Annotated in this window: 29 protein-coding genes; 11 read left to right on the top strand and 18 right to left on the bottom strand. The window is 66.4% G+C overall.

The window, feature by feature from the left end; genetic code table 11:
* Positions 1-8 precede the first annotated feature (8 nt).
* Complete coding sequence (locus tag ACWW1C_RS14445) at positions 9-1,148, top strand: acyltransferase family protein (RefSeq protein WP_455984060.1); 1,140 nt, start codon at positions 9-11, stop codon at positions 1,146-1,148.
* A 12-nt stretch (positions 1,149-1,160) separates the two neighbouring features.
* Here the strand turns inward: ACWW1C_RS14445 and ACWW1C_RS14440 are convergent, their stop codons facing one another.
* Complete coding sequence (locus ACWW1C_RS14440; protein ID WP_455984059.1) at positions 1,161-1,307, bottom strand: hypothetical protein; 147 nt, start codon at positions 1,305-1,307, stop codon at positions 1,161-1,163.
* 98 nt (positions 1,308-1,405) lie between these two features.
* On the opposite strand from ACWW1C_RS14440, the gene ACWW1C_RS14435 reads away from it, so the two are divergent.
* The 3 genes from ACWW1C_RS14435 (at position 1,406) to ACWW1C_RS14425 (ending at position 2,898) form a co-directional block, all read left to right on the top strand.
* On the top strand, positions 1,406-1,906 hold the full coding sequence (locus ACWW1C_RS14435; protein ID WP_455984058.1) for a hypothetical protein: 501 nt from the start codon (positions 1,406-1,408) through the stop codon (positions 1,904-1,906).
* Positions 1,907-1,970: 64 nt separating this feature from the next.
* On the top strand, positions 1,971-2,564 hold the full coding sequence (locus tag ACWW1C_RS14430; protein ID WP_455984057.1) for a hypothetical protein: 594 nt from the start codon (positions 1,971-1,973) through the stop codon (positions 2,562-2,564).
* Positions 2,565-2,622: 58 nt separating this feature from the next.
* Positions 2,623-2,898, top strand: a complete 276-nt coding sequence (locus ACWW1C_RS14425; RefSeq protein ID WP_064859205.1) for a hypothetical protein — start codon at positions 2,623-2,625, stop codon at positions 2,896-2,898.
* A gap of 9 nt (positions 2,899-2,907) precedes the next feature.
* Here the strand turns inward: ACWW1C_RS14425 and ACWW1C_RS14420 are convergent, their stop codons facing one another.
* The 5 genes from ACWW1C_RS14420 to ACWW1C_RS14400 form a co-directional block, all read right to left on the bottom strand.
* The gene (locus ACWW1C_RS14420) at positions 2,908-3,591 is read right to left on the bottom strand and encodes a sensor domain-containing protein (protein WP_455984056.1); all 684 of its coding nucleotides are present in this window, start codon (positions 3,589-3,591) and stop codon (positions 2,908-2,910) included.
* Positions 3,592-3,774: 183 nt separating this feature from the next.
* Complete coding sequence (locus ACWW1C_RS14415; RefSeq protein WP_455984055.1) at positions 3,775-4,401, bottom strand: FKBP-type peptidyl-prolyl cis-trans isomerase; 627 nt, start codon at positions 4,399-4,401, stop codon at positions 3,775-3,777.
* 25 nt (positions 4,402-4,426) lie between these two features.
* The gene (locus tag ACWW1C_RS14410) at positions 4,427-5,041 is read right to left on the bottom strand and encodes a class I SAM-dependent methyltransferase (RefSeq protein WP_455984054.1); all 615 of its coding nucleotides are present in this window, start codon (positions 5,039-5,041) and stop codon (positions 4,427-4,429) included.
* 18 nt (positions 5,042-5,059) lie between these two features.
* Positions 5,060-5,575 carry a DUF302 domain-containing protein gene (locus tag ACWW1C_RS14405; protein WP_455984053.1) on the bottom strand — a complete coding sequence of 172 codons (516 nt, stop codon included), beginning with the start codon at positions 5,573-5,575 and terminating at the stop codon, positions 5,060-5,062.
* A 1-nt stretch (position 5,576) separates the two neighbouring features.
* The gene (locus ACWW1C_RS14400; protein ID WP_455984052.1) at positions 5,577-6,314 is read right to left on the bottom strand and encodes a hypothetical protein; all 738 of its coding nucleotides are present in this window, start codon (positions 6,312-6,314) and stop codon (positions 5,577-5,579) included.
* 107 nt (positions 6,315-6,421) lie between these two features.
* Here ACWW1C_RS14400 and ACWW1C_RS14395 point away from each other — a divergent pair, with 107 nt between their 5' ends.
* Positions 6,422-7,027, top strand: a complete 606-nt coding sequence (locus tag ACWW1C_RS14395) for a TetR/AcrR family transcriptional regulator (protein WP_455984051.1) — start codon at positions 6,422-6,424, stop codon at positions 7,025-7,027.
* Between the two features lie 23 nt (positions 7,028-7,050).
* Here the strand turns inward: ACWW1C_RS14395 and ACWW1C_RS14390 are convergent, their stop codons facing one another.
* Genes ACWW1C_RS14390 through ACWW1C_RS14360 form a run of 7 tightly spaced genes read right to left on the bottom strand, consistent with a single transcriptional unit; the run spans position 7,051 to position 13,604 of the window.
* A complete protein-coding gene (locus tag ACWW1C_RS14390; protein ID WP_455984050.1) occupies positions 7,051-7,590 on the bottom strand; it encodes a cysteine hydrolase family protein in 540 nt (179 codons plus the stop codon).
* A gap of 37 nt (positions 7,591-7,627) precedes the next feature.
* The gene (locus ACWW1C_RS14385) at positions 7,628-8,317 is read right to left on the bottom strand and encodes a hypothetical protein (RefSeq protein WP_455984049.1); all 690 of its coding nucleotides are present in this window, start codon (positions 8,315-8,317) and stop codon (positions 7,628-7,630) included.
* Positions 8,314-10,074, bottom strand: coding sequence for a hypothetical protein (locus ACWW1C_RS14380; RefSeq protein WP_455984048.1), 1,761 nt, complete (start codon positions 10,072-10,074; stop codon positions 8,314-8,316). Before ACWW1C_RS14380 ends, ACWW1C_RS14385 begins: the two co-directional genes overlap by 4 nt.
* Complete coding sequence (locus tag ACWW1C_RS14375; protein ID WP_455984047.1) at positions 10,065-10,541, bottom strand: hypothetical protein; 477 nt, start codon at positions 10,539-10,541, stop codon at positions 10,065-10,067. Before ACWW1C_RS14375 ends, ACWW1C_RS14380 begins: the two co-directional genes overlap by 10 nt.
* Positions 10,531-11,397 carry a DUF58 domain-containing protein gene (locus ACWW1C_RS14370; protein WP_455984046.1) on the bottom strand — a complete coding sequence of 289 codons (867 nt, stop codon included), beginning with the start codon at positions 11,395-11,397 and terminating at the stop codon, positions 10,531-10,533. The genes ACWW1C_RS14375 and ACWW1C_RS14370 overlap by 11 nt, the downstream gene beginning before the upstream one ends.
* A 7-nt stretch (positions 11,398-11,404) precedes the next feature.
* Positions 11,405-12,406, bottom strand: coding sequence for an AAA family ATPase (locus ACWW1C_RS14365; protein ID WP_455984045.1), 1,002 nt, complete (start codon positions 12,404-12,406; stop codon positions 11,405-11,407).
* 16 nt (positions 12,407-12,422) lie between these two features.
* The gene (locus tag ACWW1C_RS14360; protein ID WP_455984044.1) at positions 12,423-13,604 is read right to left on the bottom strand and encodes a zinc-dependent alcohol dehydrogenase; all 1,182 of its coding nucleotides are present in this window, start codon (positions 13,602-13,604) and stop codon (positions 12,423-12,425) included.
* Positions 13,605-13,716: 112 nt separating this feature from the next.
* Here ACWW1C_RS14360 and ACWW1C_RS14355 point away from each other — a divergent pair, with 112 nt between their 5' ends.
* Positions 13,717-14,208: a flavin reductase family protein gene (locus tag ACWW1C_RS14355; protein WP_455984043.1), complete on the top strand. Its 492-nt coding sequence runs from the start codon at positions 13,717-13,719 to the stop codon at positions 14,206-14,208.
* A gap of 28 nt (positions 14,209-14,236) precedes the next feature.
* On the opposite strand, the gene ACWW1C_RS14350 is transcribed toward ACWW1C_RS14355, so the two are convergent.
* The 3 genes from ACWW1C_RS14350 to ACWW1C_RS14340 all read right to left on the bottom strand — a co-directional run bounded on the left by ACWW1C_RS14350 (position 14,237) and on the right by ACWW1C_RS14340 (position 16,702).
* A complete protein-coding gene (locus ACWW1C_RS14350; protein ID WP_455984042.1) occupies positions 14,237-15,253 on the bottom strand; it encodes a TIGR03617 family F420-dependent LLM class oxidoreductase in 1,017 nt (338 codons plus the stop codon).
* 154 nt (positions 15,254-15,407) lie between these two features.
* Positions 15,408-16,232: a transposase gene (locus tag ACWW1C_RS14345; RefSeq protein WP_455980067.1), complete on the bottom strand. Its 825-nt coding sequence runs from the start codon at positions 16,230-16,232 to the stop codon at positions 15,408-15,410.
* Positions 16,233-16,357: 125 nt separating this feature from the next.
* A complete protein-coding gene (locus ACWW1C_RS14340; RefSeq protein WP_418001499.1) occupies positions 16,358-16,702 on the bottom strand; it encodes a transposase in 345 nt (114 codons plus the stop codon).
* Positions 16,703-16,794: 92 nt separating this feature from the next.
* On the opposite strand from ACWW1C_RS14340, the gene ACWW1C_RS14335 reads away from it, so the two are divergent.
* The 5 genes from ACWW1C_RS14335 (at position 16,795) to ACWW1C_RS14315 (ending at position 21,145) form a co-directional block, all read left to right on the top strand.
* Positions 16,795-18,069 (top strand): HNH endonuclease, encoded by a 1,275-nt coding sequence (locus ACWW1C_RS14335; protein ID WP_455984041.1) that lies wholly within the window; start codon positions 16,795-16,797, stop codon positions 18,067-18,069.
* A gap of 78 nt (positions 18,070-18,147) precedes the next feature.
* Positions 18,148-19,134 carry an NAD-dependent epimerase/dehydratase family protein gene (locus ACWW1C_RS14330; RefSeq protein ID WP_455984040.1) on the top strand — a complete coding sequence of 329 codons (987 nt, stop codon included), beginning with the start codon at positions 18,148-18,150 and terminating at the stop codon, positions 19,132-19,134.
* A gap of 8 nt (positions 19,135-19,142) precedes the next feature.
* Complete coding sequence (locus tag ACWW1C_RS14325) at positions 19,143-19,577, top strand: VOC family protein (RefSeq protein ID WP_455984039.1); 435 nt, start codon at positions 19,143-19,145, stop codon at positions 19,575-19,577.
* 60 nt (positions 19,578-19,637) lie between these two features.
* On the top strand, positions 19,638-20,486 hold the full coding sequence (locus ACWW1C_RS14320; protein WP_455984285.1) for a polysaccharide deacetylase family protein: 849 nt from the start codon (positions 19,638-19,640) through the stop codon (positions 20,484-20,486).
* Between the two features lie 110 nt (positions 20,487-20,596).
* Entirely contained in the window at positions 20,597-21,145 is a 549-nt protein-coding gene (locus tag ACWW1C_RS14315) for a lipoprotein LpqH (RefSeq protein WP_455984038.1), read from the top strand.
* A 3-nt stretch (positions 21,146-21,148) separates the two neighbouring features.
* Here the strand turns inward: ACWW1C_RS14315 and ACWW1C_RS14310 are convergent, their stop codons facing one another.
* Positions 21,149-22,648, bottom strand: a complete 1,500-nt coding sequence (locus ACWW1C_RS14310) for an amino acid permease (RefSeq protein WP_455984037.1) — start codon at positions 22,646-22,648, stop codon at positions 21,149-21,151.
* Complete coding sequence (locus ACWW1C_RS14305) at positions 22,648-23,733, bottom strand: Glu/Leu/Phe/Val dehydrogenase dimerization domain-containing protein (protein WP_455984036.1); 1,086 nt, start codon at positions 23,731-23,733, stop codon at positions 22,648-22,650. The genes ACWW1C_RS14310 and ACWW1C_RS14305 overlap by 1 nt, the downstream gene beginning before the upstream one ends.
* Positions 23,734-23,802: the final 69 nt, after the last annotated feature.

Genomic DNA, 23,802 nt, shown 5'->3' with positions numbered 1-23,802 from the left:
CTGGGCGCATGACCGCCCCTGCCCCCGCGCCTGTCAGCGGCACTAGCGGGTTCCTGCCTGCGGTGGAGGGGCTGCGGGCCGCCGCGGCAATGGGCGTTGTGCTCACGCATGTGGCGCTGCAGACGGGCCACACCGAAGGCGTGTTCGGCCGGCTGCTGGCTCGCTTCGACCTGTCGGTGGCGGTGTTCTTCGCGTTGTCGGGTTTCCTGCTCTGGCGTGGCCATGCCGCCGCAGCGCACGGGTTGCGTGCCGAACCCGAAGTGGCGCCGTACTACCGCTCCCGATTGGTCAGGATCATGCCCGCCTATCTGGTGACGGTGGTCGCGGTGCTGACGCTGCTCCCGGACGCGCATGGCGCGGGCCGGTCGGTGTGGATCGCCAACCTGACGCTGACCCAGGTCTTCGTCCCGAAGACCCTGATCGCCGGGCTCACGCAGATGTGGAGCCTGTCGGTCGAGATGGCGTTCTATCTGATCGTGCCTCTGTTGGCCGTCCTTGCCGCGAAACTACAAGTGCGGCTACGGGTTCCGGCGATCGCAGGCGTGGCCCTGCTCAGCTTCGGCTGGGGTTATCTGCCGATTCCGGCCTATCACGGGGCCAATCCGCTGACCTGGCTGCCCGCCTACGCTTCGTGGTTCGCCGTCGGGATGTTGCTGGCAGAGTGGATGTTCCGGCCCTACGGCCGGCTGCATCAGCTGGCGCGGCAACGGTCGATCCTGCTGCTGGTGGCGGTCGCGGCGTTCGTGCTGGGTGCGTCTCCGCTGGCCATGCCGGGCGGCCACCAGCACGCCACGCTCGGCCAGTTCATCGTGCGAACTGCGCTCGGCGCCGTCATCGCCGGAGCACTCTTGGCGCCACTGGTCCTCGATGCGCCGGACACTGGGCACCGGGTGTTGGGCAGCGCGCCGATGGTGACGCTGGGTCGATGGTCGTACGGCCTGTTCCTGTGGCATCTGGCCGCTCTGGACATGGTGCTCGCCATGGTCGGACCGGCGTCGTTCCCCGGTGCCCTGCCGGTGGTGATGGTGCTGACGACGACGTTCGGATTCGCGGTGGCCGCGGTGAGTTACGCGCTGCTGGAGGAGCCGTGCCGGATGGCGCTGCGGCGCTGGGAGGCCAGGCGGCAGGCCGTTGCGCAGGCGGCCTGACAGGCGGCCGCCTCAGGTCTTCGAGTCGGGGATCGTCGGTTCGTCGCCGAAGTCGGGATCCGGGCTCTCGCCGCCGGGGCCGCTGACGGTTTCGGTTTCGTCGGGCCCGGTGGGCTCAGGGGGCCCGGTGGGCCGACGTTGATCTGTTGGCTCGGTCATCTGATTCGTCTACCCGCGCCTGGGCTCGCGAAACGCGACTGACCGCTCAGCCGGTGGCGCGGATGCCCGTGAGAACCGTCTCGACCTAGAGTTGCAATGTGCGATTCAGGCGTCACGGGCCACTGGACCAGATGAACGCCGCGGTGGCGGATCTCGAATTGCCCGCCGCGGTGTACAAGACTTGCCCTTGGCAGCCACGGGAACTCGTCGAGGAAGGCCTGCGGCAGTGGTTGCGGTGTTGTGGGGCGGCCATGCGGGACGGGCAGGTGATCGGGATGCCGTCGCACGCCGTCGACGAGGCCTGGCATGGCCTGATCCTCTGCACCGCAAGGTATTCGGCGTTCTGCGACGTGGCCTACGGCCGGTTTCTGCACCATCATCCCGAAGGCGGGGCGCCGGCCGATGCCGTGGCCGAGCCGATGCACGAGCAACTCCGGCGGACCGTCATCGCGTGGGAAAAAGTCGCCGCACCCGACGAGGTGTGCGCGCTGTGGGACCTCGACCAACGCGTCGGCGTCGACGAACCGTGGGGAATCGCTGCGGCGCGCGTCGACGAAATCAAGTCGGCGTACCGGGCTTTGCAGGTCCGAACGAGATGACGCGGACCGCTACACGCGATAGCCTGACCCGTTACGGACGCCGGTGAAAGGACAGACGAGCATTTTGAAGACCGAGCGACAGCGTTTCCAGCCGCCAGTGATCGTCGGCGGCATTCTGCTGGCCGGTGCGCTCGCTGCTGCCGGTCCGGCTGCGGCGGACCCTGCCACACCGACGACACCCGCACCAGGCCAGCCGGTCGTGGAACCCGCGGGCGGTCCCAGCGGCCCGGTGGCCGCGCCGCCGATCGGTGCTCCGACGGTTCCCGAGATCCAGGATCAGACCTACGGCGCGGGAAGCACTCCGGGCCAGCTTGGTTACCTTCGGGACATCTGGCACACGTTCCACAGCGGCAACCCGATCGAAGCGCTGACCATGGAGCCCGAGGAGGCACCCGGAGCACCGCCCGGTGCGGGCCCGGCGCCGAAACTGCCACCTGGCTTCATTTCGCTGACCGACCCCGCGTCATCGAACCCGATCGTCGACACCGGCCCGAAGACCGGTGGACCGGCGCTGCCCCCGGGCTACTACCCGCTGAACGGTCCGCCACCGCCCGGGTACTACGACGCCCCGGGTTCGGCTCCGGTGACTCCGGCCCCGGGCGGTCCCGACGCGCCACCGCCACCGGCCGCCGGATTCGCACCCACCCCATCGCACTGAGCACCTCGGGGTAATGTGATTACATACGCTAAGTAATCGCAGTTTGAGGAGCATGCGCATGTCGACTGTCAGAAAGACCTTGTCCGCCGCCGCCGTCGCGGGTTCGCTCGCCGCAGCCGCGCTCGGTTTCGGCATGCCGCTGGCCGCCGCTCAGCCTCCGCCGCCGGCACCCGGGCTGGGTGAGGAGCCGCCACCATGGGCCCCGAAGAAGCCGGCTGAGGCGTGGGACGGTCAGCCCGTCGTGTGGACGTCGGCCTGGGGTGGACGCTGGGGCGTCTGGATCAATGACGGCTTCATCCCGCTGACGTCGAATCCGGTCACCAACGGCGGATAGCCGTCTGCGTCACCATCGCGCCGCGACGTTGGTGCCGATCTGGTTGGCGATCTGGACCGCCGTGTCCGCCGGATTGGGACTGCAGGTGTTGATGTCGATGATGACGTTGTTCTTGTGTGCCAAGGCGCGGCCGCACCCCCAACCGGGCGCGGCCGCGTCTTGTTCTGTCGAGACGACGCTGAGGGTGTCGTGTGCGTTGGTGATGGGCCCGACGGACCACTGCGACTGACTCTGCGTGTGCGTGTACTGCTTGCACGCCGGCCACAGCTGCGCTGACGCGTTGAAGAACTCCTGCGCCTTGTCCTGCGTCGGGAACAGGACCACCGCCTGCTTCAGGTAATGGGTGAACTTGTCCCCGTCGTTCATGCTCTGCTCACGCTCGGCCCAAAAGCCGCTGCTGGCGTACACGGCGGCTTCCGCCGCGCCGTCGATGACGAGGCACTCGGGCGGCGCCATGGTGGCGCTGTTGTCCGACATCGTGGACTGGGCGCTGAGCACCGTCATGGCCGCCGACCCCATGGTTGCGTTCACCTGATCGGGGTTGAGCAGCAACCCGTCGAGTTCACGTTCGACCAGGGGCCGGGCGACCAACGGCGGGGTGGTGACCGGCACGGCTTTACCGGGGGTACTGCCGCATCCCGCGGCGAGAACACTTGTCACGACGACGGTGACCGTGGCGACTGTGCTGCGCATATATCCTCCCGTCGCAGCAGCGACGAACTACTGACGCGCCGCGCTGTCCTCCCCAGCGCGGCACTGCAACGTTTCCATTGTTGCGTCAGTTCAGTTCGTGGCCACCATTTCTCGACGGTGTTTCGCGGTAACGATGAACGATGTTCTTGATAACAGGTTCGCCGAGAAACCGCAGCGCAAAGATCAGTTCGATACGTCGAGGATCTTGATCGCGAACACCAGCGAGTCGCCCTTCTCGATGCCGGCGCTGGGCTGGCCGTCGGGGTAACCGTCGGCAGAGGTCATCGCGACCGCGACGGTGGAGCCGACCTTCTGACCAGCGATGGCCTTCTGGAAGCCGGGCACGACGCGCATGAGGGAGAACGTGGCCGGGGCGCCGCGATCGTAGGCGCTGTCGAACTTCGAACCGTCCCGGCCGTTGAAGCCCGCGTAGCAGACCGAGACCGTCGCGGTTTCGGGGACGACAGGTCCGGTGCCGGCCTTCAGCGTCTGGACCTGCGTCTGGTTCACGCTGAACGGGCCCTTGACAGTGACGACGGGGGCCGCGGTATCGGTCGATCCGGTGACGGCAACGCTGCCGGTGGCGCCGTTGAGCGTCCACTCGGGTGCGCCGGCCTGTCCGTCGGCCATCGGGCAGCTCCGCGCGGCCGCGGTCGACGAGTTGTCGAGGGCGGTCACGGGGCTCGGGGTGGTGGTCACCAGCGGCGCCTGGGTGGTGGTCGCAGCGGCGGGCTTGTCGTCGGAGCCGCACGCGGTGAGCGCGACGGCGAGTGACGCGGCGCAGGCGGTCAGTGCAACGGAGGAGGACACGCGAGAGAAGTTCACCGGTGTCACGCTACCCGGGCGGGATCGGGATCAGGACTGCGACCAAGAAGTCGGATTTGTCGGTGAACAGCCGCAGATCCCACGTGGACAGCAGCAGCTCGGGGGTGAGGCCGGCTTGGCTGGCGTCCTGCAAGAACTGGTTGAACTCGTAGTCGCGACCGGCACCGAAACCGATCACGACGCGGCCGTCGTCGGCCAGATGGGCGCGAAGCCGGGAGAGCACCTGCACGCGGGTGCTCGGGGCGACGAACGTCATGACGTTGCCGGCCGACACGATCACGTCGAACGGCTCCGGAATGCCGCGGGCGGGCAGGTCGAGTTCGGCGAGGTCGCCCACGAGCCAGCGTGGTCCGGGGTGATCCTCTTCGGCGGCCGCGATGAGCGCCGGGTCGACATCCACCCCGACGACGTCATGCCCGGCGCCGGCGAGGTATGCGCCGACCCGGCCGGGGCCGCAGCCGGCGTCGAGGATGCGGGCCCCGCGGGCAGCCATCGCGTCGATCAGGCGGGCTTCGCCCACGAGGTCTTCACCGGCGTTGGCCAGCGCCCGGAAGCGCTCGATGTACCACTGCGAGTGGCCGGGATCGGCTTCGACTTTCTGCATCCACAAGCTCTGCTCGACCATGCGCCGATTCTTCCACGTTCAGTGCGCCGCCAACTCCGCTGGCACGGCCAAGCCCAGCAGCCTCAGCAGCTCCGCGAGCTTGCCGTCCAGCTGCCGGCCCACCGCGGCGATCTGCGGGTCGCCGAAGCTGGCGAATTTGCTCGACGGTTGGTCGATGCTGAGACGCACTGTGCCGTCGGCGTCTTCGTAGATCGCCGTGCGCAGCGGCGCATAGAGCATGACGCCGGGATCGTGGCGGAACATGGTTTCGGCGATCACGTTGTTGCCCATCATGTAGGTGACCGCACGGGTGCGGTTGCCTGCCAGCGCCATCATCGGTGTCGGGTCGAACGCCCAGAAGTTGACGAAGGAATGTGGTGCGCGCGCCGCGGTGTAGCGACGCACCGCCTCCAGGTCGCCGGACTCGATGACGTCGGTGAGTTCGGCGAAATCGACTGTAGGTATGAGGGTTTCGAAGCGCTGTCGCAAGCCGTCGAATGTGTCGTCCGTGTCAAGGACGAAACGGTTGACCTGGTGCGTGATGGTCGTGGTCATGTCAGGCTCCGATCAGGATCGACTCGGACGTCGCGGGTGCGGACGCCGCGAGCTTGCGCAATGAAACGACGTGCAGGGCCGCGGCAAGTGGGACCAGGGCGGTCGGAATGAGGACGAGCGGCAGGAGCCCGATCTGCTCGGTGGACGGCGACAATTCGAGGACATGCGCGAGCCCCGGTGCCGCGATGACGCCGAGTACCGTCGCGGCCACCAGATCGAGCAGTCCGAGAATGTTGAACCACAGCAGGCGCCGGTCGGCGCTCGCGCGCCGAATGCTGCGGGCCAGATAGAAGGCGCCGAAGCCGATTGCGATGTCGCCTAATCCGGCCGGCAGCGCGAATCCGGCCGGCAGTTCCCCCAGTGCCATGACCATCAGGAAGGCGATGCCTTCGACCCGGAAGATCTGCGCGATCGTCAGCCACCACTGCATGCCCGGTTGATCGAGGATTCGCGACACCGCGGGTGTCCGGGTCGCCAGCAATACCGCGACGAATGGCACGGTCATCGCCAGTGCGAGCCAGGGTTCGACCTTCGCCGGCGCAAACCGATAGACGTCGGCACTCGCGAGACGCGCACTCGCGAAAACCCATGTAGTCCAGCCGATTCCGAACGCGGCCGCGATGGTGATGGCGGTCCGTCGCCCGAGGTCGGCTGTGATGGCACCGCGGTACAACAACACGCAGATCGTTGCGATGGTGCCGACCAACCCGGCAACCACGATCACCCATGCATAGCTCATCGCTTTCTCCGATTCATTCATCCTGTCGAACACTTGGTTAGTTTCCGAACAGCATGTTCAATTGAAGGAAGATTGCGGAAATTCCGTCAACAACCAACGGGGGCGAGATGTCCAAAACCGAACATGCTCCGAAATCTGTTCGGAATTCGGGAGATCGTGGCACATCGATCAGCGATCGGCGGGTCAGGCGCACCCGCAAGCTGCTGCACGCCGCCTTCCTGGAACTGGTGATGGAGAAGGGCTACGACAAGATCACCATTCAGGACATTCTCGACCGGGCCGATGTCGGCCGGTCAACGTTCTATGTCCACTTCCGCGACAAGGAAGCACTTCTGACCGCGAGCTTCGATGACATGCGTGGCCAGCTCGAGGAAGCCCTGGCGGCGATTCCCGTATCGCAGGCCATCGACGTAACCCTGCCTGCCACACTGCTTTTCGAGCACGCACATCGGCATCAACAGATCTACCGTGCGTTGTGTGGACGGCACGGCGGCGATGTCGTGCAGCGTTATCTGCGCCGGCTGATCGGCGACGTCCTGCGTACGCATCTGCGGCCCCAGTTCACGGCCGCCGAGCCGGCGGTGCCCGCCGATGTCGCCGCCGAGTTCCACACGTCAGCGACACTGGGCCTGTTGGCGTGGTGGATCGACCACGATTTCTGCAATGGGCCGCAGTGGCTCACCGCGACGTACCGCACGCTCGCGGTGCCCTGACTTCTGGCCGCACTCCTACATCGTCAAGGCAGGCACCGGGTGGACTCGACGATCTCGGCACCCATGTTGCGCTGCATCATCTTCAGCGCCGCCGCGCCGAGTTGTGGGTCGATGTGCGCGACCGCATCAGGCGGGACGATGACCTGGTAGTGCCGCAGGTATCCGTCGAGGGCGCTGTAGAGGATGCACTGTTCGGTGACCTGTCCCGTAAGGATCAGCGTGCTGACGCCGAGCTGCCGCAGCAGATAGTCGAGTGCGGTGGCGTAGAACACGCTGTGCCGCACTTTGGTCAGGAAGGGGCTGTCGTCGGTCGGTACGAAAGGCTCGACCAGTTCGGGGTGACGTCCCGACAACGCGATGTCGACGATGCCGCCGGCGCCGGCGCGGAAATCTTCATGGTTGTCGTTGACGTACAGCACGTCGACACCGTCGTGGGCCCGGGCCGCTGCGAGCAGTCGCTGCAGCGGGTCGAGAATTTCGGCGACATTCGCCGCGAGCTCGTCGCCGTCTTCGTGCCGGTAGTCGTTGAACATGTCGATGATCAGCAGAGCGGTGTCACTCATCGACGGTCTATACCCGCAGGCGGCGGCCGATACACCCTCATCCTGCAGCGTCGCGCAAGATCTGCTGGAGCCCTCGCAATGGGTCACTGCGGTCAGGCGGCGGGAGGGGCGGCGGAGGCGTAGACGTGGCGCTCTCGGCGACCGGGGGCGGCGGCGCCGGCGGTGTCAGCTCGGGTGGGGGCGGCGGCGGCACGGTCGGTGGTTGCCCAGCCGCGGTCAGCTTCGCGTCCAGCCGCGGCACTGCCTCGGCCCGGATCTGGCGACGCTGTGGATTCGCGTCGACATTGCCCGCGAAGCAGTTCGCGGGCGCTTGGGTAGCCGCGTCTTTTGCCGCGGTGTACTGCCGGACGGCCGTGTCACGATCGTCCGATGCGGCCGCTCGATCGCCGAGTGTTTCGCGAACCAGTTCGAGATTGACCCGGACCGGGCATGACTGGTCGTGCGCGGTGCGAGCCAGGACCTGACTGAACGCGCTGTCGGCGTCGCGGAGCCGATTCTCGAGCACGGCGAGGGCTGCGCCGGCGTACGCCGTTCTGCCCGGTTCGACGAAATTGAGCTGGCGCAGGATCGCGACGTCGTCGGAGAGCGCCGCGGTGTCGCGGGCCGCGTAATCGCTCGCCGCCGACTCCCCGACCACGGCGACCGACGCCATCTTGGCCGCGACGATCAGCGCCGCCGCCACCACGGGAGCGGACCCGAGAAGTAGCCGGGCGCGGTGCGTCTTCACAGCCGGACCCGATCCAGCCGGGTGCGCGCGGCGGCACGCAACGTCAGAAACAGCTCGATGAGCAGCAGGATGGCGGCTGGGCCGGAGAATGCCCAGTAGAGCTCCGTTCCGCTGTCGGCGGGCGCGGCGGGCCGCTGGATGGGCCGGGCGACATCAGTGAGCGCTTCGGCCGGCACGCCGGCCCCGGCGCGTTCTACATACGGCACCCCGATCTGCTGCGCCACGGCGCGCAGCGCGGAAACCCCGTCGCTGCCGTAGCCGATCACCGCGCCGCCGGCAACCAGGTGCTCCGGCAAGTCGAATTCTCTTTGCGGCGTGGTTGATTCGGGCGTACCGGCGCCGAGGTAGTAGACGAGGTTCTTGGCGTCCGGATACTGCTGCGCCGCGCTGAGCAGCTGATAGCGCAGCACGGTGCTCGCCGCGCCGGCGTCGGCCATCTCCTGCACCGGGTAGGTCACGGACGTCGTGACGATCGGCTTCAGACTCCACACATCAGCTGACAGCGGCCATTCCAGTGCTGGGCCAGAAGCGAATCCGACGACGGCGAATCGGGCGTTCGGGTAGCGGTCGATCAGCTGCGCGAGGTCCGAACTCAACGCGGCCGCACGCGCGCCGCCGTCCGGTCCCGGTGCTGCCATGTTGGCCGAGCGGTCGACGACCAGGAAGACATTCGGGTCGAGCGCGCCCGCGGTCTGAGGCGGCGGCACACTGGTACCGATCGTCGGGCGGGTGGCTGCCGCGATCAGCAGCAGTGCGGCCAGGCCGAATCCGGCCCAGTGCCACGTCTTCCATCCTGCGCGTTCGGGACCCCGGTACCGCCACCAAGCGGCGCCGCACACCGCGAGGAGCGCCACCAGCAGTGCGATATCCGGCGTCTCGATCGGTCTGACGGAATTGCTTGCCGAATCCCGCTGGGGTGGATGGCTACTGATGTCGCGCAGCGACGCGACGACATCGGTGGCAGCAGGATGTGACCGGCCGCCGGTTCCGCGCACGAGTTCGGACACCGTGCCCGCGCTGTCGCCGACGATGAGTGCGTTGACCTGGATCTTGTCGGTGGCGGCCAGGTCGCGAATCCTGGCGCCGCTGAACAGCTGGCCGTCGTTTCCGTTCGGCGCTTCGGGCCCGACGTAGATGAGCGAACGGCGCGTCGGCGATGTGCTGGTGACGGAAGGGAATCCGGTCATGCAGAGCGCGAGCAGATCATCGATGTTCGGGGTGTACTCGGCGTACCGGACCGGCGCCACGAACGGTTTGGGGTCGCTCCGCTTTACCTGGCGTGCGTAGGCGACGAACTCCGCGGCCGCGTACTGATAGTCCCGCGTCAAGGGGATGACGCGGCGATTGGCCGACGTCAGCCCGATCCGTTCTGTGCGGAATTCACGGGCGGAATCGGCGAAGTACTGCAACGCCGTGCGCACCGCGGCATCGGAGAGCGGGGCGCCGACGCAGACCATGATGTCCTGTGGCGCAGCGGCTTCAGATTGGCGATCCAGTGACGGCAGCCCGCTCGGTCGTGCCGTGGCCACCACGGCGGCGCCAAAGCCGACCACGAGTAGCGCGATCGCGGACCAAACCGAGATCGCGTTCCGGCGTTGTGCGCGAAGATATTCGGGCAGCTTGGTCAGACGGCCGGTGTTGGCGAGCGGCCTCAGTTCGCCAGCTTGACTCCGGTGCGGCCACAGCACGGCGAACGCCACGCACGCCGCGAGCGCGACGCACCCGATGATCGCGGCGATCGGCCAGCTCAGCTCCATTGTCTGACCAGTCCTTCGGCCGTCGCGCAGGCATCGGCGACATCGATATCCGAACGTGGATTGAATTGCACGTCAACGAGTTCGGACAGCAGCGGTGCGGCTGCGGCCAAGGGGCCTGCCGCGATGGCACCGATGTGCATGTATTGGACATGGAGCCCACTGACCGAACGCAGGAACCGGCGGACCTCTCGGCTCAGTTCGGCGCCCGCGGTCGGTGCCGAGAGGTCGCCCGATCGATGGCGCCGGGCTATGCGCCGAATGCCCTGGACCGCACGGAGTTTGATCATTTCGTCCCGCGCGACGCGGACCAACGGGAGGTCGCCTCTGTGCCGAGACTCGGACGTCGCCGTGAACAGCCAGGTGTACCAGCCGATCACACCGAGAAACAGTGTGGCGGATACCCACGGCCACCACGCGGAATAGGGCTCCGGGCCGATCAGGTAGCGCAGCAGATCGTCATCGGGCACGTGCGTAGGTCCCTGTCATCGTCGTCAGCGCGGACCGGATCTCCGTGCTCCCGCCGATTCGCGCATGTGGTATGCCCGAGACGGTCAGAAACTCCGAAAGCTGCTGTCGCCGCACTTGTTCTGACCGTAGGTAAGCTTCGGTGACAGCATGATCGAGCGCACTGGGCGGCAGGAGGAACTGCCCGTCGGCGGAGTCGTAGCTCCTGCCGCCGTCGAATCCCACCGGGGACATATCGGTGACCAACGCCCACAGCACGTCGTGCCGGGCAGTCAGAGATCGCAGCACGTCGCGCAGGGCATCACTGATGTCGGGCTCGTCGGACACGATGACCACGAGTAGTCGATGCCGGTAATGTCGTGCCAGCCAGCGGAGTTGGACGAGCGGATCGCTGCGGGCGGGGGCTTGGTCGGTCAGCTGGAGAAAGTGGTGCAGCATGCGTTCGATATGGGTTTCGCCACGGCGCAGCCGGGTGTCGACGCAACCGCGGCGATCTCCGGTGACCAGGCCTATTTCGTCGGATCGGCGCAACGTCATGAGCCCGATGGCGCCGATGACATGCATGACGATGTGCTTCTTGAGCTCTCCTGATGGCGCGAGTGCCGACATGTTTCGGCCGGCATCGGCGACCACCACAATCTTGTGGTGCTTTTCGGAGACGAACTGTTTGATCAGGGTGTGACCGGAGCGGGAACTTGCCTTCCAGTCGATGTCACGGACGTCGTCTCCGGGTACGTAGGGGCGCAGTTCGTCGAATTCGAGACTGCGGGTGTGGATCAGCGCGTAGCGGCCACCTTCCAGGAGGCTGCTCGGGTCGCGGCCAATGTGAGTTTTCGCGGCGTCCAGGTGTTTGGCCATGTCGTCCTCACGGCACCGGGACCGTCTGCAGCACCGCATCGACCACTGTGTCAGGTGTGATGCGGGCACTGGCGGCCTCGAAGCCGAGGAGCAGCCGGTGCCGCAGCACGCGGTGGGCCAGCTGCGAAATGTCTTCGGGCACCACATATCCGCGGTCGTGGATGACGGCGAGCGCGCGGGCGGATCGACAGAAGGCGATGGTCGCGCGCGGGCTGGCGCCGTACTCGATGAGTCGGGCGAGGTTGGCCGGCAAGTGTTGGGCGGGCTCACGCGTGACGCCGACCAGCCGGCTGGCATACGCGACGAGCGCCCGATCGAGATGAACCGAGCGCACGATCTCCTGCACCCGACGTACGTCATCGAGGGACACCACCGGAGCCGGATGATGGTCGCGGTCATAGCGACCGGCGTCCATGCGGTCGATGATCTCGATCTCGTCGGTCGTCGACGGGTACTGCACCAGCTCTTTGAGCATGAAGCGGTCGGTCTGGGCTTCCGACAACGGGTAGGTGCCTTCCTGGTCGACGGGGTTCTGGGTGGCGATGACGAGAAACGGTTCAGGTATCGGGTATTCGACTCCCGCGATGGTGGTCTGGCGTTCCTCCATCGCCTCGAGCATGGCGCTCTGTGTCTTGGCACTGGACCGATTGACCTCGTCGAGCAGCACGATGTTTGCGTGTACCGGGCCCAGTTGGGTGGTGAACGAGTTGGTGTCGGCCTCGTAGATCTGTGTACCGATGATGTCGCTGGGCAGGAGATCCGGCGTGCACTGGATGCGGCGGAAGCTGCCGCCGACCGATGCGGCCAGCACGCGCGCGGCGGTGGTCTTGGCCAGGCCGGGAACGCTCTCGATCAGCAGGTGGCCACCGCCGAGCAGCGCGACAAGCATCGTTTCTCGCAGCTGATGCTGGCCGACGACCTGATGCGAGAACGCCGAGGCCACGGCGCCCATGATCTCTCGGGCCTCGGCGATGTCGCGTTGGCCGGGCTGCACTCGAGGTAGCGTCATCGGTCCTTACCACCCATCACGGTTTGAGCATCACCTTCACCGCGCCGTCCTCCTTCTTCTGGAAGATGTCGTAGGCGTGGGGCGCATCATCAAGGGACAGAACGTGACTGGCGAACGTGTCGACACCCAACGGATCGTCGTCGACGAGCAGCGGCATGATGTCGTCAACCCATTTCTTGACGTTGGCCTGGCCCATTCGCAGCTGAATCTGCTTGTCGAACAGTGTCAGCATCGGCAGCGGATCCGACATGCCGCCATATACGCCGATCACCGAAATGGTGCCGCCGCGGCGGACGATGTCGATAGCCGAGTAGAGCGCGTGAAGTCGATCCACCCCGAAGTTCTGCAGCATGGGCTTCGCCAGCAGGTCAGGCAATGTCGCCGTGATCCGCTGAAGTGTTTGTGCCACCGGCGAACCGTGGGCTTCCATACCCACCGCGTCGATCACGGAGTCGCTGCCGCGACCATCGGTCAAGTCCCGGATGATGTCGCCGATACTGCCGTCGACCGCGTCGAGATCGACGGTATGAATGCCGCGCTGCGCCACGCGCGCCAACCGCTCCGGAACCCGGTCGACGGCGATCACACGATGTCCGAGGTGCTGGGCGATCCTGGCGCACATGTCGCCGATCGGCCCGAGGCCCAGTACCGTGACGCTTCCGCCGTCGGGAATGTCGGCGTAGGCGACCGCCTGCCACGCGGTGGGCAACACGTCCGATAGGTAGACAAATCGCGAATCCGGCGGTCCCTCAGGCACTTTGATGTGGGTGAACTGCGCTTGTGGCACTCTGAGGTACTCGGCCTGGCCGCCCGGAATCTGACCGTACAGTTCCGAGTAGCCGAACAGCGCAGCGCCTTTGCCGTGGTCGCGGACCTGCGTGGTCTCGCACTGCGTGTAGAGCTTCTCGTTGCACATGTAGCAGTGCCCGCAGGAAATCTGGAACGGTACGACGACCCGGTCACCTACAGACAGGCCGTCGACGTCGCTGCCGACTTCGCGGACAATGCCCATCGGCTCGTGCCCGAGGATGTCGCCCTCGTGCATGAACGCGCCGAGCACCTCGTACAGATGCAGATCCGATCCACAGATGTTTGTCGAGGTGACCTCGATAATGGCGTCGGTCGGCGTCTCGATCTCAGGGTCGGGCACCGTGTCGACCCGGACATCGCGTCGACCATGCCAAGTAACCGCCTTCACGCCGAGACTCCCATCTCTGATCTCGACCATCGACGGAGCACGTGGCCGGTTTGCAAGAATGAGCTGTGGCTACCCCAACTGCGGTGTCCCAAAACCGCTCGGAGAACCCCTGATGAAGCCGGACGATGTGTTTGACGATTTCGTCGGACTGCTCGACTACCCGATGTTCGTCGTCACGGTGCGGGCCGACGGCCGCAACGGCGGCTGCCTGGTCGGCTTCGCCACGCAAGCCAGCATTGACCCGCCGACGTTCCTCGTCGGGCTGTCCCGGCAGAATCACACGACGTCCATTGCACGGACGGCAACCCATCTCGCGGTGCACCTGGTGCCGCGCGATCAGCTGGCGCTGGCGGAACTGTTCGGCGGGGAAACGGGCGATGCGACCGACAAGTTCGCCCGGTGTAGCTGGCATGAGGGCCCGGAGGGGATCCCGATTCTCGAATCAGCTCTGGCGTGGTTCGTCGGCAAGATCACGCAGAGGTTCGATATGGGCGATCACATCGGTCACCTGCTGGAGCCCGTGGCCGGTGGCACCGCTGATTCCGATCGCCGCCCGGTGTTCTTCGCCGACGTGAAGGATCTCAGCCCGGGGCACGGCGCTTAGGCAGCGTTGAACTGAAGTCGTCCTGACGCTAGCGCGCTGACAACCTCTGCGCGATCTCGCCGTACCGCTCGAAACGGTCCGATCCACCGAGGGCGTTGTAGAGGACGACGCGCGTGGCGACGCCCTCGTATTTGACAATCAGCTTGTCCGCCAAGTCATCCCAGCTGGACTCGGTGGCGAAGGCGGCGATGTGGTCGTCGGTGATCTGCGCCATCATGCCCGCCATGTCGCCGGCTTTCTGCTTCTCGCGCAGGCGCGCGGTGGTGCCCTCGAAACCGGCCTCGTCCCAGATGAACGCGTAGTTCGGGGTGCTGCCGTAGAAGCTCATGCTCGCGCGGACGAACTCGCGTTCGTTGTGGCGTTCCTCGTCGCTGTCTCCGACGATCGTCATGGCCGGGATGATCGTGTCGATATCGGCGGGGGAGCGGCCCGCCTTCTCGGCGCCTGCTGCCACATTCGGGAGCACGTGGCGGGCGATGTAGCCCGGCTCGCCCAGCGGATGAATGTGGACACCGTCGGCAACCTCGCCGGCCATGCGCAACATCCACGGGTTCACGGCGGCGATGTCGACTTTGGGGTCGGGTGCGTCGATGGGGCCGGGGCTCCACTGCGGGGTGATGAAGTCCAGGTCGTAGAAGTCGCCGTGATGGTCGAGCTTGCCCGTCCGGAAGGCGGTGAAGCAGGCCCTCACGGCGCGCACGTAGTCGCGCAGTCGCGGGCCGGGTTGTTCGAACGGCATGCCATAGCGCCGCACAACGTGCGTGCGGACCTGAGTGCCGAGCCCGAGCCGGAACTTGCCGCCGGTGGCTTCCTGCAGTTCCCATGCAGAGGCCGCCGTGACGAACGGGCTGCGCGGGAACGCCACCGCCACACCGGTGGACAGTTCGAGCCCCGGGGCGGCCTGCGACGCGACGGCGGCGCTGAGATAAGCCGTCCTCCCGGTTTCCGTGAGCAGCAGGCCGGAGAACCCAGCGGCCTGCGTGCGCTGGGCAAGCGCGCTCATCTGTGCCAATGGCTGGGGAACGGTCATCACGGCGACGTGCACGCTGGCAGCCTACGTCTGCGGCGCTCGACGACGGTGAGATACCCAGCACCACAGGCAAAGTCGCCGCCACTACCAGCCGACCGACACCCCGGCCTTGCCGGGCCGAATCCGGTCGAACAAACTGTGGCACTCGTCGGTGGGCGCGTGTCTTGCGTCAAGAAGTTGGCAGGTTTTGTGGGTTCGGCGAGTTTAGGTAGGCCTGTTTGGGGGTGCGGTCGCCGAGGGCTTGGTGGGGTCGGATGGTGTTGTAGATGGTTCGGAAGTGGTGGGCTTCCATGTCGAGGGCGTCGCCGTCGCCGATGTATCCGCGAAATAGGTGTTCGTATTTGAGGGTGCCGAAGAACCGTTCGATGACGCCGTTGGTTTGTGGGGATTTGATCCGGGTTCGCACGTGCCGCAGCAGTGGGTCGGTGTGGTCGGCGAACAGTGCCCCGAAGTCCTTGCCGCGGTAGCAGGGGCCGTTGTCGGTGACGATGGCGATCGGTGCGGGTGTCTGGCCGATGACGTTGTCGTGGGCGTCGAGGACGTCCATCAGGGCGCGGTCATCGTGTAGGTGGTCGAGTTCCAGGATGCGTTGGGCTTCGTCGATGGCCAGTTGTATGCAGCGCACGGCATCGATGCCGCGGCTGGTGGGGGTGACGGTGATCGCCAGGCAGTATTTGGTGGCGTAGTCGATGACGGCACTGATCCTCCAGATGCCGCCGTTGGTGGTTTCGAATTCGGAGAAGTCGGTCTGCCAGACCCGGTTGCGTTCGGTGGGTGGGTCGCGGAACACTTTGCGGCGCAATATCGCCCAGGATTTGCGGTCGGCGCGAAATCCCTGGGGCAGCAACAAGCCGCGTCGTTTCAGTGCTCGTTGCACTGAGGAATTGGTGACGTCGTGGCCGTCGGCGCGCATCATGGCGGCGATCTTGCGGTAGCCCCAGGCTGGCCATGCTTCGGCGTATTTGGCAGCCAGGCCTTCGATGCGATCAACCACCGGCGCCGGCCACGGACCTCTATCCGCGGCGCCATGACGCAATCGGGCCAACCGCCGCCGATAGGTGCGTTCGGGGATGTCTGCCAGTACCGCGAACCTCGAAACCGGCAGCCCCGCCGCCTCTCTTAGGGCTTCGAGGTCTTGGAAGGGACCTGATCGATCAGCGCCGCACCGCGCTGCCAAATCCGAAGCTGCACCGTGGCTTCGGCCAGCGCCAGTTTGAGTTGTTCGTTTTCGATCTGCAGGCGCCGCTGTTCGGGTGTGCCCTTAGCCCCGGCCGGGCCGCTGGGCACCTCCTCAAGCCGCTCGGCGCCAGCGGCTAAAAACTGATGCTTCCACTTCGTCACGGTTTCACGGCAGACCCCGCTGCGGCGTGCGGCCTCCCCGCACGTCATTTCGTTGGCCAACACGGCCAGCACCAGTCGGGTCTTTTCTTCGGCAGGGATCTTCGTCCGTCGCGATCTGGCCATGACTCACTCAACCTCCTCAACCCTGGCCTCGTTGTGGATAACGCGACCCTGCCAAAAAGTTTGAGTCAGTAGACGCGGGTATATTCGAACGTATGAGCGAAGGCGTCGTGATGCTCGACTCCAACGCCGATGAGTCGGCGTTGTTGGGTCGCATGGCTGAGCTCGAACGCGGGAAGTCGGCTGCGGCGGCGGAGCAGGCCCGGTTGGCGGCCGCGTTGGAGGCGAAGCGGGTGGAGGCGGCGCGTGCGGGTGGGCCGCGGGTGTCGCGGGCGGCGCTGGGCTCGGAAGTGGGATTGGCCCGCCACGAATCTCCGCATAAGGGTGAGCGGCTGATGGCGATGGCCCGCATCCTGACCGCGGATATGCCGTGCACGCTGGCGGCTCTGGAGTCGGGCGTGCTCTCGGAGCATCGGGCTGAGCTGATCACGAAAGAAGCGGCGTGCCTGTCGGTGTTGGATCGGCAGCTGCTGGATGTCGAGTTGTGTGGAGACCCGGGCCCGTTGGCGGGGTTGGGCAACGCCGAGGTGTCGGCGGAGGCCGCGCGGATCGCCTATGAGCTGGATCAGCAGAGCGTGCTGGAGAAGATGGCGCGGGCGCAGGCTACGCGGCATGTGCGGTTCCGGGTGGCCGGTGACGGCATGATGTCGATGACGGTGCGGCTGCCGGCGGACCAGGGTCAGCTGGTGCGCCAGACGCTGTCGCGTGAGGCGGCGTCGGTGGTGGCGGCGGGGGTGGGGCGCAGTCGTGCGCAGGTGATGGCTGACGTCGTGGTGGAGCGGGTGACGGGCCGCGATCCGGTCGAGTCGCCGGTGCCGGTGGCGCTGAACCTGGTCATGTCGGATGAGACGCTGCTGACCGGGGGCGAGGAGCCCGCCCAGTTGGACGGGTATGGGCCCATTCCGGCGGCGTTGGCGCGGGATCTGGTGCTGGCCGCGGCGGCCGACCCGAAGGCGGGAGCAGCGGTGCGGCGGTTGTATGCCCAGCCCGGGACGAGCAAGTTGGTGGCGATGGAATCGAAAGCCCGGGCGTTCCCGAAAGGCTTGGCCCGGTTCATCGCGTTGCGGGACCAGGTTTGTCGGACCCCGTTCTGCAACGCCCGGATCCGGCACACCGACCACATCACCCCACATCGCAATACCGGGCCGACCAGTGCCCACAACGGACAAGGTCTCTGCGAGCACTGCAACTACGTCAAAGAAGAACCCGGCTGGCAGGCGGCCGCGACCTATGACCGGCACGGCCGGCACACGGTACAACTGACCACGCCGTCGGGAGCGGTCTACCGGTCCACCGCACCACCGGGTCCCGAAGGGCTACGCATCTTCACCCGCGACGTCTACATCGCGCGCATCAACCCCGCGGCGTAAACGCAGGTTCCTGACCGTCGACTGTGTTGCCGTACTAGCGTCAGCGAGCGGCAGTTCATTTCCGAGGGGGTAGGCGTCATGCGGGTGCTGGTCACGGGTGGTACCGGATTCGTCGGTGGTTGGAGTGCGAAAGCCATTGCGGACAAAGGACATTCGGTCCGCTTCCTGGTGCGCAATCCTGCCCGGCTGCAGACCAGTGTGGCCGAATTGGGTGTCGACGTTTCCGATCACGTCGTCGGCGACATCACCGACCGCGACTCGGTGCTCCGCGCGCTCGACGGCTGCGACGCCGTGCTGCATGCAGCGGCGCTGGTGGCCACGGATCCGAGCCGGACTGCGCAGATGCTGAGCACCAACATGGACGGTGCGCGCAACGTGCTGGGCGGCGCCGCCGAACTCGGCCTCGATCCGATCATCCACGTGTCGAGCATTACCGCACTGTTCAATCCCGACGTGGACAGGCTCGAAGCCGATCTCCCGGTGTTCGGGGGCACCGACGGATACGGACGGTCGAAAGCCCAGGTCGAGATCTACGCCCGCGGCATGCAGGACGCCGGCGCACCCGTGAACATCACCTATCCAGGCATGGTCATGGGCCCGCCGGTCGGGAACCAGTTCGGTGAAGCCGGCGAGGGCGTGGCGCAGGCACTTCAACTCGGGGCGATTCCCGGTCGGAGCGCGGCGTGGACGGTGGTCGACGGCCGAGACTTGGCCGATCTCCACGCGGCGCTGCTGGGGCCTGGAAAGGGACCTCGCCGGTACATGGCCGGTGGCCATCGCATTCCGGTGGACGAGCTGGCGCGACTGCTGACCGAGGTCGGCGACAAGACGATGTTGTCCGTTCCGGTGCCTGACACCGTCCTGCGCATGGCCGGACAGGTGCTCGATCGGCTGGGGCCGTTCCTGCCGTTCCAGACCCCGTTCACCGAGGCCGGCATGCAGTACTACACGCAGATGCCGGCGTCGGACGACTCACCGAGCGAGCTCGAGCTCGGTGTCACCTACCGCGACCCGCGAATCACGTTGGCAGACACCGTCGCCGGGCTTCGAAACCTGGACCGCTGAGGCGAATGATGGCTGCCGTCAAGAAGTTTCAAGTCACCTTCGACTGCGAGGTTCCCGAGCGCATCGCGCGGTTCTGGTGCGATGTGCTGGGGTACGTCGTACCGGCGCCGCCACCGGGATTCGCGTCTTGGGACGACTTCGATAGCGCCCTGCCACCGGAACATCAGGGTTCGAAGTTTGCGTGCGTGGATCCGGAAGGGATTGGTCCGCGCCTGTTCTTCCAGCGCGTTCCCGAAGGCAAGGCAGTGAAGAACCGGGTGCACCTCGACGTGCGGGTCGCCACCGGGCTGGTCGGGGAGGAGCGCCTCACGGCACTCGAGGCGGAGTGCACCCGGCTGGTCGCACTCGGCGCGGTCCGGGTACGGCTGCTTCCGGCGGACGACATCAACGAGTCGTGCATCGTCATGCGGGACGTGGAGGGCAACGAGTTCTGCCTCGACTGACCGCAGTCGCTCGCTCAGTAATTGCCAGGAACTCCTGATAGTTTGCGGGCCGTGTCCGTGCTGAACCGAAGAGCCTTTCTGGCCGGTCTCGGGGCAGTCATCACAATTCCCCCTGCCGTGGCGACCATCGAGGTGGCACGAACGGCGCTGTCCACCTCCTTGACGGCACCGCATGCCGCGGCGGCACCACCGCACACGCCCGAACTTGCCGGTACGGCGGTCAGGCCGGGCCTGCCGGCTCTGCTGCCTCCGCCGCCGGCCGCAGCGCGCGTCGCGCTGCCCGGTACCGGCGTCCTGACCGTCCTGCCGGGCCAAGGCGACCTCCTCGCCCTCACCGTCGATGACGGCGTCGACACCAACGTGGTGCGGATGTACACCCAGTTCGCCAAGGACACCGGCATCAGGCTGACGTTCTTCGTCAACGGCACCTATCGGTCCTGGACCGACAACGCGCGCTTGTTGCGGCCGCTGGTCGAATCGGGCCAGATCCAGCTGGGCAACCACACCTGGTCGCACCCGGACCTCACCACGCAGTCGCCGGCGCAGATCGCCGACCAGATTCAGCGCAACCATGCGTTCCTGTCCGATACGTTCGGCGTCGATGCGAGGCCCTATCTGCGGCCACCGTACGGCCGCCACAACGCAACCGTCCGGGCGGTCGCTGCCGACCTCGGCTACACCCTCACGACCATGTGGACCGGCTCGCTGGCGGACTCGACGGTCATCACCGAGGACTACATCGTGAAGATGGCCGACACACATTTCCGGCCGCAGAACATCGTGCTCGGCCACCTCAACCATGCCCCGGTGACCCACGTCTTCGATCGTCTCGCCGAGGTCGTCCGCAAGCGAAATCTGCGCACGGTGACCTTCAACGATGTCTTTCTCCCCACACATCCGACGTCCTGAAACTCAGTTCGTTCTTTCGACTGCCGCACCCGGGTATCCAAAAGAAATGCGGCGACCGGCTCAACGGCGTAGATGTTGTGGTGGCCGGGTTGCGACGACAAAGGGGTTCCATGGTGAGGCGACGGGTTGCGACAGGTGCGGTGGGCACCGCGGTCATCATCGGGTTTGTCGGTGTCGGCTGCACCAACGAGAAGCCATCATCGGAGACGACGAGTTCGACGAGCAGTTCGGTGAGCGGCACGGCCACCAGCACCAAGACGACGTCAGCGACGTCCAGCACGGCGACGTCGCCCACCGGATCCGCTACCGGCAATCCGCCGGCCGGCCAGGCCGAGGTGACCGTCGACGGCGTACGGCAGAACATCACCGGCAACGTGGTTTGCACCAACGCCGTCGGCAACTTCAACATCGCTATCGGCCAAAAGGTTTCAGGGGTCGCGGTGGTGCTGACGCCGGACGGTGCGACCGTGCATTCGGTGATCCTGGGCAACATCAACGGCGTGATCCTCGGCTACCAGCAGGGCATGTCGGGCGGCCAGGCGACGTCGACCAAGGACGGCACCACCTACATCATCAGCGGTAGCGCCACCGGGGTGACGGCAGCGCTACCGCCGGTGATGGTGACGAAGCCTTTCGAGATCCGCGTTACCTGCAGCTGAGCGTCATGCCGCGATCTGGGTGACGTTGAGGTGCTTGTGCGCCTCGTTCTTCCGTTGCGCCATCATCGAGTGTCGCCTGCCGTAGGCGAAGTAGAGCACCACGCCGATGGCCATCCAGATCAGGAACCGCAGCCACGTCTCGACTTCCAGGTTGAGCATCAGCCACAGGCAGGACAGCGCGGCCAGGATCGGGACGAGGGGCACCAAGGGCACGCGGAAGCCGCGCTTCAGATCGGGCCGGGTGCGGCGCAGGATCGGGACGCCGATCGCCACCAGGATGAAGGCGACGAGCGTGCCGATGTTGACCATGCCCGCGAGCGTGCCGAAGTCCACGAACGCCGCGAGGACCGCGCAGACCACGCCGACGATGACCGTCAGTCGCACCGGCGTGCCGTGCTTGCCGGTGTGCGCGAGCTTCCGGGGGAGCAGGCCGTCACGGGACATCGCGAACAGCACGCGTGTCTGGCCGAGGAACATCACCATGACGACGGTCGAGAGCCCCGCCAGCGCGCCGATGGAGATGATGTTCTTCGTCCAAGTAGCGCCGTGGAGTGCGAATGCCGTTGCGAGGGTGGCATTTTCTCCCTGCAACTGCGTGTACGACACCATGCCGGTGAGCACGAACGAGACGGCGACGTAGCAGACCGTGACGATGGCCAGCGCACCGAAGATGCCGCGCGGAACATCGCGCTGCGGGTTGCGGGTCTCTTCCGCAGCCGTGGCGACCACGTCGAAACCGATGAAGGCGAAGAACGCGATGCTGGCCGCCGTCAGCAGACCCAGCCATCCGAAGCTCGTGCCGCCAGTTCCGGTGAGCCAGGCCAGCATTGACTGGTGCACGCCGTCGGCCTTCGCCGACGGCTGGGCCGCGGGAATGAAGGGGGTGAGGTTCGACGCCTTGAAGTAGCCGGCACCGACGACAAGGATCAGGACGATCACGGAGAGCTTGATCGCCACGGCGACGGCCGAAACCCGCGATGACAGTTTGGTTCCGGTCGCCAAGAGGACCCCGACGATCGCGATGATCACCAGTGCGCCCCAGTCGAACTTGACCGACCCGAGGTGTACGACGGGCGACACCGCCCCGAGTACCTCACCGAGGTATTGCGACCAGCCTTTGGCGACAACGGCTACCGCGAGCGCGAACTCGAGAATCAGGTCCCAGCCGATGATCCACGCGACCAGCTCGCCGAAGGTGGCGTAGGCGTAGGTGTAGGCACTGCCGGCGACGGGCACGGTCGAGGCGAACTCGGCGTAGCACAGCGCGGTGAGCCCGCACGTGATCGCCGCGATGACGAAGGCGACCGACACGGCCGGCCCCGCCATGTTGCCCGCGGTCTGAGCGGTAAGGGTGAAGATGCCGGCGCCGATGACGACGGCAACGCCGAAAACGGTGAGATCCCTTGCCGTCAGGTCTTTGCGGAGCTTCGAGTCGGGTTCATCGGTGTCCCGAATCGACTGCTCGACCGACTTGGTGCGGAAAAGCCCGCCGCCGGCGCCCATCAGATGGTCCCGTCGAGCCGCTGCTCGGCGAAGAGGTTGGCGGCCGCGCCGATGCTGATGCCTGCCTCGCGCGCCGCGGCGATGATGTCGCGACAGCGGTCGAAGATGCGGGTGACGTCGGCTTCGACGGCTGCGCGGTCCGCGCCGTGCAGCTCACCGGCGACCTGGATGAGGCCGCCGGCATTGGCGACGAAGTCAGGTATCCAGGTGATCCCGCGACGGCCGAGCAACAGCTCGACGTCCGGGGTCGCGAGCTGGTTGTTTGCGGCACCGCAAATCAGCTTCGCCTCGATGGTGTCAGCGCTCATAGGCGTCAGAGTAGACCCGAGGGCACACGGAGCATAGACATCGACCGGGGCGTCGGCAACCGAATTGAGGAGGCGCACCGAGGGGTGCTCGTTCGACAGGCGCAGCAGTGCCGCGGCGTTCACGTCGGTGGCGTATACGTCCGCGCCGTCCGCGAGCAACAGCGCGATGAGTTCGCCACCGACCTTGCCGACGCCCTCGACACCCACGGTCCGGCCAGCCAACGTCGATGCGCCCCAGACGGATTCGGCGCCCGCACGCATGGCGTTGAACACGCCCAGCGCGGTCAGGCGGGCGCTGTCGCCTGAGCCACCGGCCACGGCGCTGCGGCCGGTGACGTGCGGGGTGTACCTACCCATGATGTCCAGGTCGTCGGTGTTGGTGCCAACGTCACCCGCGGTGACATACCGTCCACCCAGGGTGTTGACGTAGCGGGCGAACGCGGCGAACAGCGCTTCGCTCTTGTCACTGTTCGGATCGCCGATGATGACGGACTTGCCGCCGCCCAGGTTCACCCCGGCCGCCGCGGCCTTGTACGACATGCCCCACGACAGCCGCAGCACGTCCTCGAGCGCCTCGAACTCGTCGGCGTACGGGTACATGCGGCAACCACCGAGTGCGGGACCCAATGCCGTCGAGTGGATGGCGATGATCGCCTTCAGGCCGGACTCGGCGTCCTCGCAGAACACGACCTGCTCGTGGCTCCGGGAGCTCAACTTGTGCGAGCGGCCGAAGACTCCGGCGGGGGTGGACACCGGTGGGTTGGACACAGCGGTCACTACTACTTCCTTTCTGGTGCCGCATGTTTGGCGGCATGGGTGGTACTGCCGCAGCGCGGCACGGAGTGT

This window comes from Mycobacterium sp. HM-7 (assembly GCF_053852335.1).
The sequence above is the reverse complement of the archived record's forward strand: the minus strand, read 5'-3'. Positions and strand labels throughout refer to the sequence as shown.